The following is a 16,002-nucleotide window of genomic DNA, read 5'->3' on the forward strand; positions in this document are numbered from 1 at the left end:
GCACGTGAAGCGGATCAAGCCGGCGCTCTTCGCGCCCTATGATCTGTCGCGCGAGAACCATACCCGGCTGCTGTGGGACCTCGCACCTGCAGCGAATCAAGGCAGCGGGTCAGGCACAGGTCAAGCCAGCGGCCAGGGCGGCCTGCTCGCCCCCGTCACAGGCCTGGTGGGCGGCCTTCTTGGCCGTCGCTAACAGGAGCACACACATGCTGGAGCTGGAATTCCACCCCCCTGTTGCCGAGGCGCGCGAGAGCGCCTCACCGGCCTGGGAAGCTGCCACGCCTCTGGTCAGCCGGCTTCGGCTGGCCGAGGTCGTGGAGACGCTGGCGCGCTGCGCCGCGCTCTATGGGACGCTGCATGCGGAGGAAATGGGGCGGTTGCTCCATGTAAGCAGCACGGACGTCCGGCTGCTCACGCTCCTGGCCCATAGCGGCCCTCTGGGGGTGTCGAGACTGGCCGAGCTTGCGCCCGGCAGCCCGGGCGGCACAGACGCCGCCATCGAACGTCTGGTCGAATGCGGCTTCGTCACCCGTCAACGCGGGCACACGGACAGGCGCACCGTTCGTCTGCAGGCCGACGCGAGCCGCAGCGCGATGGTGACACGGCCCCCCACCGCCACGTTGCTCGCGCTGACGGCTGCCATGGAGGGCTTGCCGGCCGGCGTGCTGGAACAGGCATGCGATGTGTTGAGCCGGCTCGATGCGGCGCTCACCGCCCGGGTGCGCGACACGAACCGCTGAACGCGCACGTCGCTCAGACGGCGGGCGCGCCCGGCAACGCCGGAGGCGCGTCGGGCGAACGCGCCAGCGAGAGATACAGGCTCTCGAACCGGCGGGCCGTGGCCGGCCAGGTGAACTGGCCGGCCAGCCGGTAGCCCTCGCGGCTCAGTTGGGCACGCAGCGGCGCATCGTCCAGCAGCCGCTGCACCGCCCGGGCAAGCCGCCCGGCATCCGTCGGGTCGTCCAGCAGCAGCGCATGATGTCCGGCCGTGACGTGCGCGGCAAAGCCGCAGTGGCGAGGCCCGCTCATCACGACCGGCAGACGGTGTGCCATCGCCTCAAGCGGCACCATGCCGAAGGCGTCGCCGCGCGTCGGGAACAGGCACAGATCTGCGGCGCGATAAAAGATTTCCACATCGCGGCGTCCAGGCCAGACGTGCACGCGTGCCCCCTGCCCTGCCGCACTCGCCAATGTGCGCACCCGCGCGGCAGTCGCTTCGTCGCCCCCGGCCACCAGCACGTGCACGCGCTCCGGCAGCTGGGCCAGCGCCTCCAGCACGGCCTGCAATCCCTTGCGGATGGGGTCATTGGCGATCAGCACGGCATACACGCGGCCAGCCTCCAGGCCCAGCTCCACGCGAGCCTGTCCGCGATCGGGTGACGCCGGGGGCAGTGTGACCGCTGGGGGAATCACCACACTCGGCGAGATCCGTGGGTAGGCCGCAGCCACCTGTTGCGCAATGAGACTGGACGCCGACACCACGGCATGGCCCGGCCGGTCATGTACGCGCAAGGATTCGAGCGCCAGATACGCGAGCCAGCGCGGGCTCAGCCGGTCCAGGATGCCCCGGATCCAGCCGCGCCCCGTGTGGAACCGTGAATAGCGCACGGGCATCACGTGCACCACCTGCACATCGCCCACCCACAGGTTCTCGTGCGAATGCACCACGTCAAAGCCGCGCACCCGATGCGCGCATTGAAGTCCGAAGGCGATCAGGTTCACCCAGCGCGGCAGGCCGCGCCGCCGGGGCAGCACCGTGTGCGGCACTGCCAGCGGGCTGTCCCATTCCTGGCAGAACACATGGATGTCGTGACGCTGGGCCAACTCCGCGAATACGCGCTCGCCGTAGGCTTCCGCGCCGCCAAAGCGTGCGCCGAAGCGACGTGCGATGAAGGCAATCTTCAGACGCGGCGTGGGCACGCCTGCCGCGGGCGTGCGCAGGGCAGACGGCTCGCCGCCTGCGGCGGCCAGCGGCCGCACCACGGTCCGGTTCATCCCCGCGCTCCGCGACGATCCTCATAGGCCGTCATGAGCTTTTGCATCAGCGCAGGAAAGTGGGTGGTGCGCAGCACGGGCACGCGCGGCAAGGCCCACAGGTCGTCACCGGCATGCACGCGACCACGACGTGTGGTGGTGGCCGTGCGATAGCCGGCCGCCCGCGCCATGTCCACGTGCTCCGGGCCGTAATGCCCATACGGATAGCAGAAGGCTTCCACCGGTTGCTGCGCCACAGCCTCGAGCACGCCGCGGGCTTGCGTGATCTGGCGTTGCGCTTCCAGCGCCGCCGTGGCCGTGAGATCGGCATGATCCAGCGTGTGTGCGCCAACCTCCTGGCCGGCAGCCACCCAGGTCTGGATCTCGTCGGGCCGCATCAGCGGCGATGCGGGCACGCCTTTGGGAACATCCCAGAAATTCTCGCCGCCCGGATGCGCCGCCACCAAGTAGTTGGTGGCCGTGAACCCGGTCTCGCGCAGCACGGGCAAGGCGTGCTCGAGCACGTTGCGATAGCCGTCGTCGAAGGTGAGCCCGAACACCTTGCCTTCGCGTTCGCCGCGCAGATACGGATCGAGATCGCGCATGGAGAGCCCTTGCCAGCCGAGCCGACGCAGCCAGCGCATGTGCCGGGCGAAGCGCGCCGGATCGACCGACAGGCCGCGAAACGGCGTGCCGCGGGGCGCCGCCGGCGCGATCTGATGGTAGGTGAGGATGGACAGTGGGCGCACGGGGCGAGCCGCCATTGGGCAAAAGGTATCCAGACAAGACACGATTAGACGCCATGTCACGCCTGGGCACCAGCCCCCCTGTGGCGTGAGTGCAATACACTCGGACGTCGCTCACTTTTCCCGGATGCTGCGTGCCCACGATCGATGCCGCCCCCCGTCGCCACCGCCATGACGCCTGGCTGGCCGAGACGGTCCGACTCTCCGAGGCACGCTGGGGTCCATACGACGATGCCGAGGCCGTGCGCGCCTTGCGTCACGCCGGCCTGTCGCCCGACGCGGCGGTGCTTGAACGCCAGCGGATGATGGCGCAACGGGAAGGCCTGGACACGCTGGCCGCGCGTTGGCGCGACTACGCCGTGCTGCTCGTGCTGGGCGCGGGCGTGTTGGCGGTGCTCGCCGGCTGCGGCGCTGCCCTCGGCGCCCTGGGCGATGGCACCCGCCCGGTGAACCTCTTCTGGGCTCTGGGTGGGCTGCTCGGCGTGCACACCGTGACATTCGTCCTGTGGCTGGCGAGCCTCATGTGGCGGCGCCCGCTGGGCTCCTGGCTCAGCCGTGTCGTGGTTGGCCTGGCGAGTCGCCTGACGCGCCTGCCGCCGCTGGCGGCCGCGAGCGAACGGCTGGCGCAGCGGCCCTCGGCCGCCGCCTTGTTGCCGCACGCGCTGGTGGGCCTGCTTGCGCGTGCCGGCATCGCCCGGTGGCTGGCCGGCGTGGTCGGCAATCTCTGGTGGCTGCTGGCGCTGGTCTCCGCGCTGGTCACGCTGCTTGCCCTGCTTTCGACACGCCGATACGGGTTCGTCTGGGAGACCACCCTCCTCGCGCCGGACACGTTCGTCGCCCTGACCGAAGCGCTCGGCCGTCTGCCCGCGGCGCTGGGGTTCGCCGTGCCCGACGCCGCCGCAGTCCGCGCGAGTGGCGGCGCGGCCCCCCTCGATGCGCCCGTGCAGGTCCTGTGGTCGAACTGGCTGCTGGGCTGCGTCGTGGTCTACGGCATCCTGCCCCGACTGGCCGCCAGTGTGCTCAGCATGGGCATCGTCGTGTGGCGCCGGCGCCGACTGGGGCTGGACATGCGGCTGCCTGCCTACGCGGCGCTGCGCGAGCGGCTGAGTGCCACCAGCGCGCCCGTGGGCGTGTCCGACGCCGCACCCGATTCGCTCGAACACACAGGGGGCCGTGCCAGCGCCTATGCAGCGCCAGGCCAACACCATGCGCTCGCTCCTGGCTATGCCGCCCGCACGCAAGAGCCGCTCGCACGCGTGCTGGTGGGCGTGGAGTTGCCCGCAGACGCGCCCTGGCCGCCTGGGGTGGTACCCACCCGTGTGATCGACGCGGGCAACCTCGATGGCCGCGCCGCCCGGCATGCCGTACTCGAGCAGTTCGCTCGCCAGCCGCCAGCACGCGTCGTGGTGATGTGCGATGCGAGCCAGACGCCGGACCGCGGCACGGTCGGCCTCGTGGCCGAACTCGCCCGCGGCGCACGCGAATCGCGCGTCTGCCTCCTGCCCGGCACCAGCGCCGATCGGTTGAACGCCTGGCGTGAGCGACTCGTGTCTGCGGGGCTGGCATCCTCCACGCTGACGAGCGCGCCAGTCGACGCGCTGGCTTGGCTGGATGCTCCAGGTGAGGAGACGGCCACGTGAATGCTTTGCACCCCTCCGGCGGCGACGCCCCCTTGCGCGTGGCGGTGGTCGGCCACACCAACACCGGCAAGACCTCGCTCTTGCGCACGCTGGCACGGGATGCCGCGTTCGGCGAGGTGGCCGACAGCCCCAGCACGACACAGCATGTGGAAGCGGCCGCGCTCCTCGTCGATGGGCGTGCCGTGCTGGAGCTCTACGACACGCCCGGCCTGGAGGACGCCGTGGCGCTGCGCGACTACCTGGAGCGCCTGGGTGAGGACGGCCCGCGCACGGACGGGTTCGCGCGCATCGAACGGTTCCTGGGCACGCGCGAAGCGAGCCTGCGTTTCGAGCAGGAAGCCAAGGTGCTGCGCCAGGTGATCGCGAGCCATGCCGCGCTATATGTGATTGACGTGCGCGATCCGGTCCTCGAGAAGCATCGGGACGAACTTGCGCTACTCGCCGATTGCGCGCGGCCGGTGTTGCCCGTGCTCAATTTCGTGGCCGCGCCGCAGACGCGCATCCCCGCCTGGCGCGAGGCGCTGTCGCGACTGGGCCTGCACGCCGTGGTGAGCTTCGATACCGTGGCGCCGCCGGCGGACGGCGACGCTCAGCTTTTCGGCAAGCTCGCCACCCTGCTCGACGCGGAGGCGCCGCGCCTGCGGCGGCTCGTCGAGGATCGCGAGCGCCATCAGGCGCAGCGCCGCGAGGCCTCGATGCGCATCGTGGCCGAGATGTTGATCGACGTCGCGGCGCTACGCGTGACGAGCCCGCCGGACGACGCAGCCAGCCAGACGCATGAACGCCGGCTGCGTGATGCGGTACGCGCGCGGGAGGCACGCTGCGTGACGGAATTGCTGGCCCTCTATGGATTTCGTGCCAGCGACGTAAGCGAGCTCGCCTTGCCGGATTGGCAGGCCCGGCTCGAGCACGACCTCTTCAGTGCGGCAGCGCTGACCGAGATGGGCGTGGAAATGGGCAAAGGCGTGGCGGCGGGCGCTGCAGCCGGCGCGGCCGTCGATCTGGCCACCGGCGGATTGAGTCTGGGTGCGGGCACGCTGGTGGGCGCGGCGGTGGGGGGTCTCTGGCAGACGGCCGAGCGCTTCGGGGGCCGTTTGTTGGGCCAATTCCGCGGGATGCGCGAGCTCACGGTGGACGACGCCATCCTGCGGCTCCTGGCATTGCGCCAGCAATGGCTGATGACAGCGCTGGCGCGGCGCGGTCATGCCGCCCAGCAACCCCTGCAACGCGAAGCCGTGGCCGACGACCCGCTGCGCAAGGGCGCCCTGCCCGCGCCACTGCGCGAAGCGCGCAGTCATCCGGAATGGAGCGCCATCGGTGCGAACCATCAGGACACGGCGCGGCGGCAAGCCGTGATCACGGCGCTGGCCGGCCGGCTGGGCGAAAACGCACCGTCACCGAACTGAGCCGGCGAACGCACGCGGCGAGAGCCGTGCACGCAACGACAAAGGGCTGCGCACAGCGCAGCCCTTCGCCAATGCCAGCAAGCCGCGGGGCTCGCGCCCCGCCTCACCGGGCTCAGATCTCTTCGTAGAGCGGCAGCGTGAGGAATTCCTCGAACCCTTCCTGCGTGCTCATGCGTTCGAAGATTTCGGCCGCGCGGTCATAGGCCGCGCTGCCACCCACCGATTGCTTCACCTTGGCGAGCTCCTCGGGGATCAGCCCGCGCACGAGCTCGGCCGTCACCTTGCGCCCGTCCTCCAGCACGCCCTTGGGCGAGCGGATCCACTGCCACACCTGCGAGCGCGAGATCTCGGCGGTGGCGGCGTCTTCCATGAGATTGTGGATCGGCACGCAGCCATTGCCATCGAGCCACGAACCCAGGTAATGGATGCCCACATTGATGTTCATGCGCAAGCCGTTCTCAGTGATCGGCGCCTGCGGTTTGAAGTCCAGGAGATCGGCGGCCTTCGTATTGACGTCGGGGCGCTGCTTGTCGATCTGGTTCGGGCGATCGCCCAGCACCTTCACGAACTCCTTCATGGCGGTGTCGACCAGGCCCGGGTGAGCCACCCAGCCGCCGTCGTAGCCGTCGGTGGCATCGCGCTCCTTGTCCGAGCGGATCCCTTCCATCGCCACGGCGTTCTTCTCCGGATCGTTCTTGATCGGAATCAGCGCGCTCATGCCGCCGATGGCCGGCGCGTGGCGGTGGTGGCAGGTCTTCAGCAACAGCAGCGCATAGGCGCGCATGAAGGGCGAGGTCATCGTCACCTTGGCGCGGTCCGCGAGGCAGAAGTCCCGATCGGCCTTGAACTTCTTGATGCAGCTGAAGATGTAGTCCCATCGCCCGGCGTTCAGGCCCGCGCTGTGTTCGCGCAGCTCATAGAGGATTTCGTCCATCTCGAAGGCGGCGTTGATGGTCTCGACCAGCACGGTGGCCTTGATCGTGCCCTGCGGGATGCCCAGGGCGTCCTGGGTGTCCTTGAAGATCTCGTTCCACAGGCGTGCCTCGAGATGGCTTTCCATCTTGGGCAGGTAGAAGTACGGGCCCGAGCCGCGCGAGAGCAGCTCCTTGGCGTTGTGGAACATGTAGAGCGCGAAGTCGAAGATGCCGCCCGACACCCGCTTGCCATCGATGGTGACGTTCTTCTCGTCCAGGTGCCAGCCGCGCGGACGCACCAGCAGCGTCGCAACCTTGTCGTTGAGCTGGTAGGTCTTGCCGTTCTGCTCAAGCGAGATCGTGCGGCGGATGGCGTCCTGCAGATTGATCTGGCCCTGAATCTGGTTCTCCCAGTTCGGGCTGTTGGAATCCTCGAAGTCGGTCATGTAGCTATCCGCGCCGGAGTTCAGCGCGTTGATGACCATCTTGCGTTCGACCGGGCCGGTGATCTCCACGCGGCGGCATTGCAGATCGGCTGGCAGCGGCGCGATCTTCCAGTCACCTGCGCGCACCTCGGCCGTCTCGGCCAGGAAATTCGGACGCTCACCTGCGTCCAGACGCTTGGCGCGCGCCGCACGGGCGGCAAGCAACTCCTGGCGGCGGCCTTCGTACTTGCGATGCAGCTGGGCCACCAGCGCCAGCGCATCGGGCGTGAGCACCCGGCTCGCGAAGGCGTCCGTGACCGGTGCGGAGATCTGGATGCCGTCAGGCAGACGTTGGGACATGGTGTTCCTCCTGTGCTCGGGGCGGCGTGGCGCCCGCGGGTCGATGATGGATCCAGTGTATTTCATACGGATTCGTAGAAAAATACCCTGCACGTGTCATCATCTTTGCTCCAAAGTAAAAGATCAGCATCATGGACCGCTTCAAGCAGCTGGAGACCGTCGTGGCCGTTGCGACCCTGGGCAGCCTGTCTGCCGCTGCGCGCGCAGAAGGGGTCGCGCCGGCGCTGATTGGCCGGCGCATCGACGCCCTGGAGGCAAGGCTGGGAGTGAAGCTGCTGATGCGCACCACACGGCGCATCACGCTGACCCCGGAGGGCGAAAACTTCATCGACGAAGCCCGCAACATCCTGCGCGAACTCGAGGATGCCGAGGCCATGGTGGCCCAGGGCGGTGCCACCCCGACGGGGCATCTGCGCCTGACGGCCCCGGCAGGGTTTGGCAGGCGCCACGTGGCGCCCCTGTTGCCCGGCTTCCTCGCCGCCTATCCGGGGGTGTCGGCGTCGCTCGACCTGACGGATCGCCTGACCGATCTCGTGCGCGAACGATATGACTGCGCCGTACGGGTGGGCGATGTCGTGGACGCCAATCTCGTCGCCATTCATCTTGCGGAGAATCGACGCGTGGTCGTGGCTTCGCCCACGTACCTTGCGACACACGGTACGCCTCGCGCACCGGCCGACCTGCTGCAGCACAACTGCCTCACGCTGGGCGCGGGCAGCAGCCAGCATCGCGGCTGGCTGTTCCGTCAGGCTGGCGAGAACGTGGTCCAGCGGGTCAATGGCAATCTATCGTGCAGCGACGGTGCCGCGCTGCTCGATTGGGCACTTGCCGGGCTCGGACTGGCATGGCGGTCACTATGGGAGGTGCGCCAGGCGCTGGCCGACGGCGAGCTCGTCACGGTGCTGGACGATGTGGCGGCTCCGCCCAACGCCATCCATGCCCTCTTGCCGCAGCGAAAGCACCTGCCGCTGCGCGTGCGCGTGTTCGTGGATTACCTGCGTCAACACTACACCGATCCGCGCTACTGGGCGCAGGCGCAGGCTGCGGACTGATCCACAGGCCTGCACGGATCCGCCTGAGGTGCTCAACCCTTGCCCACCGCCGCAGCGGCAAACGCCGCCTGCAGTTCCTGCTGGCCCTGTGCGCGGCCTGCTTCGGGCACGGTGTCGGCCGAGCGATCGCTGATCGCGTCCCAGGACGCGATGACGCCTTCGGCGGCTTGCGGGCCCGCGCCCACGAACGCACCGGGCGTGAGCGTCACGTAAGCACGTTCGAAGTGCCCCGCCCCCGCGCACAGGATGGCGCGAGTCGGTGCATCATCCCGCACCAGCGCGAGCAGACCTTCGCTCACGGCCTCGGTCTTCAAGGCGGCCAGCGCCTGCTCGGGCATCAGGCCCTCGGTCATCTGCGTGGCCGCCGTGGGCGCGAGGCAGTTGACCTTGATGTCGTGCTTGGCGCCTTCGAGAGACAGCGTCTGCATGAAGCCGACCAGCGCCATCTTGGCCGCGCCGTAGTTGGCCTGGCCGAAGTTGCCGAAGAGTCCGCTCGAGGATGTGGTCATCACGATGCGGCCATGGTTCTGCTCGCGCATGATGTCCCACACCGCCTTGGTGCAGATCACCGAGCCCATCAGGTGCACGTCCATCACCAGACGGAAATCCGCGAGATCCATCTTGGCGAAGGTCTTGTCGCGCAGGATGCCGGCATTGTTGATCAGGATGTCGATGCGCCCCCACTGGGCCATGACATCCTTGACCATCGTGGCCACCTGCGCCTCGTCGGTGACGGAGGCACGCACAGCCATCGCCTGCCCGCCTGCGGCCTCCACTTCCCGGGCCACGGCGTCCGCGCCCTCGCCCAGATCCATCACCACGACACGCGCGCCATGCCGTGCCAGAAAGAGCGCGTGGCTGCGCCCCAGCCCGCCACCCGCGCCCGTCACGATCGCAACCTTGTCCTGCAGCGTCATCTCCGCCTGTCCTCTCTTGTTGTTTGTGCGCCGGCGCTTGAGCCGGACCGACACAAGCATACCCCCGACGGCGGTAGGCTCGCACGGCCCGCCGCATTCGCGAGGCGAGATCCCCAGCGCAGACGCTGATGGCCTCTGGCACCTGCCTCAAACCGCTGACTTGCCCACCACCCCAGCGCCTTGCCAAGCCTGCACCTGATCGGCGCCATACCCCAGCTCGCCCAGCACCGCGGCCACGTGCTCGCCCATGTGTGGCGCGGCCCGCGGCGGCGCCGTCGGCGTCCCGGTGAACCGCGCCGCCGAGCGCGGCAAGCGCACCCGGCCCAGCGTGCCCTGCGTCACCTCGGCCAGCGTGCCGTTGTGCAGCACCTGCGGATCGTTCACCACGTCGGCTCGGTCGTTGACCCGACCCGCCGGCGCGCCTGTGCCGCGCATGCGGGCAAGGCAGTCGATGGTGTTCATCGCGGCGGCGAGCGGCTCCAGGCGCTCGCGGATGAGCCCCGCATGCGCAAACCGCCCGCTCACGGAAGACACGCGCGGATCCTGGGCGAGCCCGGGGTCGCCAAAGCCCGTGCAGATGGCGGTGAATTCCGAGGCCTGCGGCCCGGACGCCACGACGTAGCCATCCGTGGTGCGCCAGGGCTTCTGGCTGATGCCGAACTCAGGCACGGCGGGCGGCGGTGCATCCACGAACACGTGGTTGTACATGGCATCCGGCCACTGGAACGACACGGCCGCGTCGAGCATGGACAACTCCACCCACTGTCCCTTGCCCGTGCGCTCACGCGCGAAGAGCGCGGCACAGATCGCCTGGCTCGCGGTGAGCGCCGTGAGCTTGTCGCAGACGGCGGCCGCCAGCACCTGGGGCTCGCCCGAGAGCGGGTTGGGATGCGACGCGCTGATGCCGGAGACGGCCTGGATCACCGCATCGTAGGCACGGTCTGCCGCATACGGACCGTCCTGCCCGAAGCCGGTGATCGACAGATAGACCAGCCGCGGATTGGCCGCGAGCAAGGTCTCATGGCCCAGGCCCAGGCGGTCCATCACGCCGGGCCGGAAGTTCTCCACGAGCACGTCCGCGCGCTCGGCGAGCTCGCGCACGATGCGCTGCGCATCGGGCTGCTTCAAGTCCAGCACCAGCGAACGCTTGCCCCGATTGGCCGCGATGAACATGGCCGAGACATCCGCCTTGCGCGGGCCGATGAGCCGCGAGGTGTCGCCCCCGGGGGATTCGATCTTGATGACGTCCGCGCCCTGATCCGCCAGCATGGCTGCAGCCAGCGGGCCGGACAGCACCGCCGACAGATCCAGCACCCGAACGCCTTCCAAAGGTCCTGCCATTACCTGCCTCCCGGATTCACCAGCCGCCCCGGCGCAGCCAGTCTTCGACGAGGTACAGACGATCCGCACCCCAGAACACCTCGCCATCGACGATGAACGTCGGCGTACCCCAGACACCGGCCTCGGCCGCCGCGTCCGTCTCGTCGCGCAACCGGACCTTGGCCGCGGGCTGCTGCACAGCGAGCGCGAGATCGCCGTGCGCCACGTCCCAGCCCACGTTGGCCGCCGCCTGCGCGACCTGTTCCGGCGTGTTGGGTGGCGTGGCCCGCGCGTGATGCCACTCGAAGATCTCCCACGCGAACCGCTTGGCGAGTGCGGGATCGTGGTCGTGAATCACCCAGAAGGCGCGGCACGCGTGCGCACTGATGAAGTTCGCGAGCCCGCCGGATTTCAAAGGCAGCCCGAACCAGCGCGCCATGCGCGGCACGTCGTGTCGATAGTAGTCGCCCTTGATCGGCACCTCCAGGAACGGCCGGGTCTGGCCCAGCCGTTCCTGCATGATGCCGCGCATGTAGAACGCGCGCCAGCGCACCTCACGCCCGTAGCGGGCGGCCAGCGCATCGACGCGCGAGGCCGCGAAGTAGCCAAAGGGCGAGAGAAAATCGAAGTAGAAATCCAGCGGCGCCGGCGCAGCGGCGGTCATTGGATCTTCGCCCCCGAGGCTTCGACGAGCTTCTTCCAGATCGGCACGTCGGCGTCATAACGTGCGCGGGTCTTCTGGGGCGAGCTGTCCAGCACCGGTTCGAAGCCGAGCGCGCGAATCCGCTGCTGCACGTCCGGATCGGCCAGCACCTTACGGGTCTCAGAAGCAAGACGATCCAGGATGGGCCGGGGCGTGCCGGCCGGCGCGATGAGCCCCGCCCAGCCAAAGACCTTGAAAGGTTCGTCCGTCAGGCCCTGCTCCACGAGGGTGGGCACGTCCGGCAACACGCTCATGCGACGCGGCCCTGTCACGCCGAGGAACTTCAGCTTGCCGCTCTGCACGTGCGGCGTCATGTTGACCGCGCTGCCGAACGCCACGTCCACGCGCCCGCCCAGCATGTCCTGCAGCATGGGCGCCTCGCCCTTGTAGCCCACGTGCGTCATCTGGCTCTTGAGCCGGTCATCCAGATAGGCCATGGCCACATGGCCGTATGAGCCCGGGCTGTAGGAGCCATAGGTGAGCTTGCCCGGATTGGCCTGCGCGTAGGCGGCGAACTGCGGGGCCGTCTGGAAGGGCTGCTCGGCCGTGGCGGCCAGCACGACGGCCGCGTCCACCAGCTGGTAGATGTACGCGATGTCCTTGCCGGGGTCATACGGGAGCTGGCTGTAGAGGAACTGGTTGGCGATCACCGCGTTGCTCAGGATGAGCGAGATGGTATAGCCATCGGGGGCAGCCTTCGCGACGGCATCCGTACCGATGATGGCCCCGGCACCGGGACGATTCTCCACCAGCATCGTCTGGCCCAGGGCCGGCGCCATCTTCTCGGCCAGCAGCCGGGCAAGGATGTCCGTGGCGCCGCCGGGCGGCAGGCCCACGATCACCCGGATGGGCTTGTTGGGGTAGGACTCGGCAGCGTGGACGGTGGGCAGGCCGATGGCGCAGAGCGCACCGGCAAGCAGACTGAGCGCCAGGCGACGTGTCTCGCGGGGGCGGGATGTCATGCTGAACATAGGTTGTCTCCGATCGTTTTTGAGCGCGCGAGTCTTGTTGCCCGCACTGCCTTCGATCGCCTCCCGTGGCGCCTGCGCCCTGGCCAACGTCAGCAGGGGTCGGGCAGCGGTGCCACGGGCACGTGTCGAATGCCCATGGTCGCGCCTGCCGCAGTGATGCACAAGCCACCTACAATGCATCACGCTGGTGTGGTGAATACAACAATGGAGACGTGCATGCAGGCCTCTGCCCTGGTTTTCTTCGCAGACGTGGTCGATGCCGGCAGCTTCTCGGGCGCCGCGCGCAAACTCGGACTGGACCGCTCCAACGTAAGCCGGCGCATCCAGGAGATGGAGCAGTCGCTCGCCTGTCAGCTTCTGCGGCGCAGCACGCGCTCGATGGAGCTCACCGAGGCAGGCGCCTTCTTCTACGAGCGTTGCTGCCTGGTACGCGCCGAGGTCAGCTTCGCCAAGGATTCGCTACTCGACATGACGGGCGCCGTGCGCGGTCGGCTAACCGTGAGCTGTCCGCCCATGCTGGGCCGCGAGGTGCTGGCGCCGCTGCTGGCCGAGTTCTGCCGACGCTATCCGCTGGTCGATCTGCGCCTGAAACTGCGCAACTACGTGGCCGATCTGATTCCGGCCAAGGTCGATGTGTGCCTCACCATCACGCACGCGCCGGCCCCGGACACCGTGGCAAGACGGCTGGCCAACGTGGCGTGGAAGCTCTGCGCGAGTCCGGACTATCTGGCCGTGCACGCGCTGGCCGACGACCCTGGCGCCATGAGCGCATTGGACTGGATCGATCAGCTCGAACACGACAGCGTGGAATTCGAGGGCCCGGCAGGCACCCAGCGCGTCAAGGTGCGCACGCGGCTCGCGTGTGCGGATCTGTCGCTGGTGCGGACCTCGCTGCTGCAAGGCCTGGGCGTGGGTGTGCTGCCCGACTACATCGCGGGCGCGGCGCTGCGGGATGGCAGCCTGGTCGAGGTGTGGCCGGACTACCGGCTGCTTGGCACGCCGGGCGGCGGCCTCTACGCCATCACCCTGCCCACGCGCTACATGCCCACCAAGGTCAAGGCCCTGGTGGACTTTCTTGTGCGGGCCTTCGCCGAAGGCCCGCCGCAACCCTGAATCAGACGGGCGCGAACACAGGCACGGGCGCGCCCTCGTTCTCGGTGGGCTGAAAGCGCACTTTCACGCGCTGCCCGATGCGCACGGTATCGAGGTCGCAGTCGACGATGTGAGTGAGCATCGTCACGCCTTCGTCCAGCGTCACATACGCCATGCAGAAGGGGTTCGGGCCCATCTTGCGCGTGATGCTGAAGGAATAGACGGTGCCCTCGCCCTTGGCATCGCGCCACTCGGTGTCGCCCAGGCAGAACGGGCACAGGGCGCGCGGGTACCAATGATGCTTGCCGCAGCTCTTGCAGGCCTTGACCAGCAGGCGGCCTTCGCGGGCGGCAGCCCAGAACGGCGTGCCGTCCGGCAGCTCGACGGGTGCGCGCAACGGCGTGGAAACGTAGGGAGTCGTCATGTCGTCACTCGCGTTCGAGAATCAGGGTGGCGCTGCCGTGGCGCGAGCCGAGCAGCCCGCCCGTGCCGTGGGCCAGGGCAATGTCGCAATTGGGCACTTGCACCGCTGGGTGCGCTTCGCCACGCAGCTGGCGCACGGCCTCGATCACCTTGGTGATGCCGCCACGGTTGGCCGGGTGGTTGTTGCACAGACCACCGCCATCGGTGTTGAAGGGGAGCTTGCCCACGCCGGAGATGAGGTTGCCATCCGACACGAAGCGGCCACCCTCACCCTTGGCGCAGAAGCCCAGGTCTTCGAGCTGCATGAGCACTGTGATGGTGAAGCTGTCGTAGATCGACGCGTACTTGATGTCGCGCGGCGTCACGCCGGCTTCGGCGAAGGCCGTCGGCCCGGATACACGCGCGCCGGAGTACGTGAGATCGACTTCGCCACCCAGGATGCCCTTGATGTGCTCGCCCGCGCCCAGGATCTTGACCTTGGGACGCGCGAGCTTGGCGGCGATCTCCGGACGGACGACGACCAGGGCGCCACCGCCGTCGGACACCACGCAGCAATCCAGGCGGTGCAGCGGATCGGAGATGAGCGGCGAATTGACGACGTCTTCCACCGTGACCACGTCGCGCAGCATCGCGTGCGGGTTGTGCTGGGCGTGGTGAGAGGCAGCCACCTTCACCCACGCGAGCTGCTCGGGCGTGGTGCCGTACTCGTGCATGTGGCGCATGGCGACCATGGCGTACATGTTCACGGTGACCGGGCTGAAGGGCGACTCGAACGGTGCGTCCGGCACGTTCGGGATCACCGCGCGCGGGGCCGTGCCGCTCGAGCCTTCCGAGCGCGGGCGGCCTGCCAGGGTGATCAGCGCCACGTTGCACTTGCCGGCGGCGATGGCTTCGGCGGCGTGAGCCACGTGCGCGATATAGGACGAGCCGCCCATGTCGGTGCTGTCCACGTGCCGCACGTTCAGGCCGAGGTAATCCACCATGTTGACCGGGCCCATGCCCGGCGCATCGCCCGCGCAGAAGTAACCGTCGACGTCCTGCAGGGTCAGCCCTGCGTCTTCCAGCGCGCCACGCGCGGATTCCGCGTGCAGCTGTGCCACGGACTTGTCCGGCGCCTTGCGCGTGGGGTGCTCGTACGCACCCACGATGTAGGCCTTTCCTTTGATGCTCATGGTGCCTTCCCTGTGGAGATCAGAATGGGGGCTCCGGCGTACCATGATTTCGAAGACAGCGTTCGAGCGCTCGGGTGGGCTCCTTGTCGCGGCATTCCGGGGCAACTAGGACGCTATGAGACAACAGGGAGGGAGGTCAAGGCAATAGCGCGGCGGGCGAAACGCTGCGCCGGCGCTCTGTCATTGCTGAACCATCCCCTCGCGAATGCGAAAGGCTGGGTGAGTCCTGCTCACACGGCCGGCCCCAACCAAAGCGACTCGTATCCGATCGGATACAATAACACTCATGAACACGATCCACCGCACCGACGTCTTTCGCGACTGGCTGACCAATCTCAAGGACTTGAAAGCCCGTGCTCGAATCATCGTTCGTATCCGCCAAGCAGAAGCGGGCAACTTTGGTGACGTCAAAGCCGTGGGCTACGGCGTGTCGGAAATGCGGATCGATATGGGCCCAGGCTACCGGGTCTATTTTGCTCGCGAGGGCCGTGTTGTCTACCTGTTGCTCAGCGGTGGCGACAAGTCGACGCAAAGCCGCGATATTGAGCGCGCCATCGCGCTCTGGAAGACCATCCTCAAGGAGTCGTCATGACGACCACCATCAAGATCGCACCTTTCGACGCCGCCGAGTACCTCGACAGCGAGGAAGCCATTGCGGCCTATCTGTCGGCAGCGCTGGAAGAAGACGACCCTTCGCTCTTTCTGACGGCGCTAGCCGATGTCGCCAGGGCACGGGGCATGACACAGATGGCGCAGCGCGCCGGCCTAGGGCGAGAAAGCCTGTACAAGGCGTTGGCTCCGGGCGCCAAACCTCGGTATGACACTGTCCTTAAGCTGGCCAAAGCGATGGGCGTCAAGCTGACCGTTCAAACGACAGGCTAAGGACG

The 16,002-nt window shown here is 68.2% G+C and carries 16 protein-coding genes and 1 pseudogene; 8 read left to right on the top strand and 9 right to left on the bottom strand.

Annotated elements, in window-relative coordinates; all coding sequences use genetic code 11:
* Both IMZ29_RS23485 and IMZ29_RS15355 read left to right on the top strand, forming a co-directional pair.
* Positions 1 to 76 (top strand): annotated as a pseudogene (locus IMZ29_RS23485) (M61 family metallopeptidase); the annotation flags it as partial.
* 130 nt (positions 77 to 206) lie between these two features.
* Positions 207 to 740, top strand: coding sequence for a MarR family transcriptional regulator (locus IMZ29_RS15355; RefSeq protein WP_216185687.1), 534 nt, complete (start codon positions 207 to 209; stop codon positions 738 to 740).
* A 13-nt stretch (positions 741 to 753) separates the two neighbouring features.
* Here IMZ29_RS15355 and IMZ29_RS15360 read toward each other — a convergent pair whose 3' ends face one another.
* A complete protein-coding gene (locus IMZ29_RS15360) occupies positions 754 to 1,995 on the bottom strand; it encodes a glycosyltransferase family 4 protein (protein WP_216185689.1) in 1,242 nt (413 codons plus the stop codon).
* Entirely contained in the window at positions 1,992 to 2,738 is a 747-nt protein-coding gene (locus tag IMZ29_RS15365; RefSeq protein ID WP_216185691.1) for a polysaccharide deacetylase family protein, read from the bottom strand. The genes IMZ29_RS15360 and IMZ29_RS15365 overlap by 4 nt, the downstream gene beginning before the upstream one ends.
* 116 nt (positions 2,739 to 2,854) lie before the next feature.
* Between IMZ29_RS15365 and IMZ29_RS15370 the strand changes: the two genes are divergently transcribed.
* Both IMZ29_RS15370 and IMZ29_RS15375 read left to right on the top strand, forming a co-directional pair.
* Positions 2,855 to 4,360, top strand: coding sequence for a DUF2868 domain-containing protein (locus tag IMZ29_RS15370; RefSeq protein ID WP_216185693.1), 1,506 nt, complete (start codon positions 2,855 to 2,857; stop codon positions 4,358 to 4,360).
* Positions 4,357 to 5,766 (top strand): GTPase/DUF3482 domain-containing protein, encoded by a 1,410-nt coding sequence (locus tag IMZ29_RS15375; protein ID WP_371820301.1) that lies wholly within the window; start codon positions 4,357 to 4,359, stop codon positions 5,764 to 5,766. The genes IMZ29_RS15370 and IMZ29_RS15375 overlap by 4 nt, the downstream gene beginning before the upstream one ends.
* 112 nt (positions 5,767 to 5,878) lie before the next feature.
* On the opposite strand, the gene aceB is transcribed toward IMZ29_RS15375, so the two are convergent.
* Positions 5,879 to 7,465, bottom strand: coding sequence for a malate synthase A (aceB, locus tag IMZ29_RS15380; RefSeq protein ID WP_216185695.1), 1,587 nt, complete (start codon positions 7,463 to 7,465; stop codon positions 5,879 to 5,881).
* Between the two features lie 131 nt (positions 7,466 to 7,596).
* On the opposite strand from aceB, the gene IMZ29_RS15385 reads away from it, so the two are divergent.
* The gene (locus IMZ29_RS15385; RefSeq protein WP_216185697.1) at positions 7,597 to 8,517 is read left to right on the top strand and encodes a LysR family transcriptional regulator; all 921 of its coding nucleotides are present in this window, start codon (positions 7,597 to 7,599) and stop codon (positions 8,515 to 8,517) included.
* A 32-nt stretch (positions 8,518 to 8,549) separates the two neighbouring features.
* Here IMZ29_RS15385 and IMZ29_RS15390 read toward each other — a convergent pair whose 3' ends face one another.
* The 4 genes from IMZ29_RS15390 to IMZ29_RS15405 all read right to left on the bottom strand — a co-directional run bounded on the left by IMZ29_RS15390 (position 8,550) and on the right by IMZ29_RS15405 (position 12,428).
* Positions 8,550 to 9,434 carry an SDR family NAD(P)-dependent oxidoreductase gene (locus IMZ29_RS15390; protein ID WP_216185699.1) on the bottom strand — a complete coding sequence of 295 codons (885 nt, stop codon included), beginning with the start codon at positions 9,432 to 9,434 and terminating at the stop codon, positions 8,550 to 8,552.
* Between the two features lie 147 nt (positions 9,435 to 9,581).
* The gene (locus IMZ29_RS15395; RefSeq protein ID WP_216185701.1) at positions 9,582 to 10,775 is read right to left on the bottom strand and encodes a CaiB/BaiF CoA transferase family protein; all 1,194 of its coding nucleotides are present in this window, start codon (positions 10,773 to 10,775) and stop codon (positions 9,582 to 9,584) included.
* A gap of 16 nt (positions 10,776 to 10,791) precedes the next feature.
* Positions 10,792 to 11,418, bottom strand: a complete 627-nt coding sequence (locus tag IMZ29_RS15400) for a 2-hydroxychromene-2-carboxylate isomerase (protein ID WP_216185703.1) — start codon at positions 11,416 to 11,418, stop codon at positions 10,792 to 10,794.
* Entirely contained in the window at positions 11,415 to 12,428 is a 1,014-nt protein-coding gene (locus IMZ29_RS15405; RefSeq protein WP_216185705.1) for a Bug family tripartite tricarboxylate transporter substrate binding protein, read from the bottom strand. The genes IMZ29_RS15400 and IMZ29_RS15405 overlap by 4 nt, the downstream gene beginning before the upstream one ends.
* Before the next feature lie 216 nt (positions 12,429 to 12,644).
* Between IMZ29_RS15405 and IMZ29_RS15410 the strand changes: the two genes are divergently transcribed.
* Positions 12,645 to 13,541 carry a LysR family transcriptional regulator gene (locus IMZ29_RS15410; RefSeq protein WP_216185707.1) on the top strand — a complete coding sequence of 299 codons (897 nt, stop codon included), beginning with the start codon at positions 12,645 to 12,647 and terminating at the stop codon, positions 13,539 to 13,541.
* A gap of 1 nt (position 13,542) precedes the next feature.
* Here the strand turns inward: IMZ29_RS15410 and IMZ29_RS15415 are convergent, their stop codons facing one another.
* Both IMZ29_RS15415 and IMZ29_RS15420 read right to left on the bottom strand, forming a co-directional pair.
* Complete coding sequence (locus IMZ29_RS15415) at positions 13,543 to 13,944, bottom strand: Zn-ribbon domain-containing OB-fold protein (protein WP_216185708.1); 402 nt, start codon at positions 13,942 to 13,944, stop codon at positions 13,543 to 13,545.
* Between the two features lie 4 nt (positions 13,945 to 13,948).
* Positions 13,949 to 15,115 (bottom strand): thiolase family protein, encoded by a 1,167-nt coding sequence (locus IMZ29_RS15420; protein ID WP_216185710.1) that lies wholly within the window; start codon positions 15,113 to 15,115, stop codon positions 13,949 to 13,951.
* A 286-nt stretch (positions 15,116 to 15,401) separates the two neighbouring features.
* Between IMZ29_RS15420 and IMZ29_RS15425 the strand changes: the two genes are divergently transcribed.
* Positions 15,402 to 15,707, top strand: coding sequence for a type II toxin-antitoxin system RelE/ParE family toxin (locus IMZ29_RS15425; RefSeq protein WP_216185712.1), 306 nt, complete (start codon positions 15,402 to 15,404; stop codon positions 15,705 to 15,707).
* Positions 15,704 to 15,997 (top strand): addiction module antidote protein, encoded by a 294-nt coding sequence (locus IMZ29_RS15430; RefSeq protein WP_216185714.1) that lies wholly within the window; start codon positions 15,704 to 15,706, stop codon positions 15,995 to 15,997. The genes IMZ29_RS15425 and IMZ29_RS15430 overlap by 4 nt, the downstream gene beginning before the upstream one ends.
* Positions 15,998 to 16,002 lie beyond the last annotated feature (5 nt).

The sequence above is a fragment of the Verticiella alkaliphila genome, assembly GCF_018904615.1.
GTDB lineage: Bacteria > Pseudomonadota > Gammaproteobacteria > Burkholderiales > Burkholderiaceae_B > Verticiella > Verticiella alkaliphila.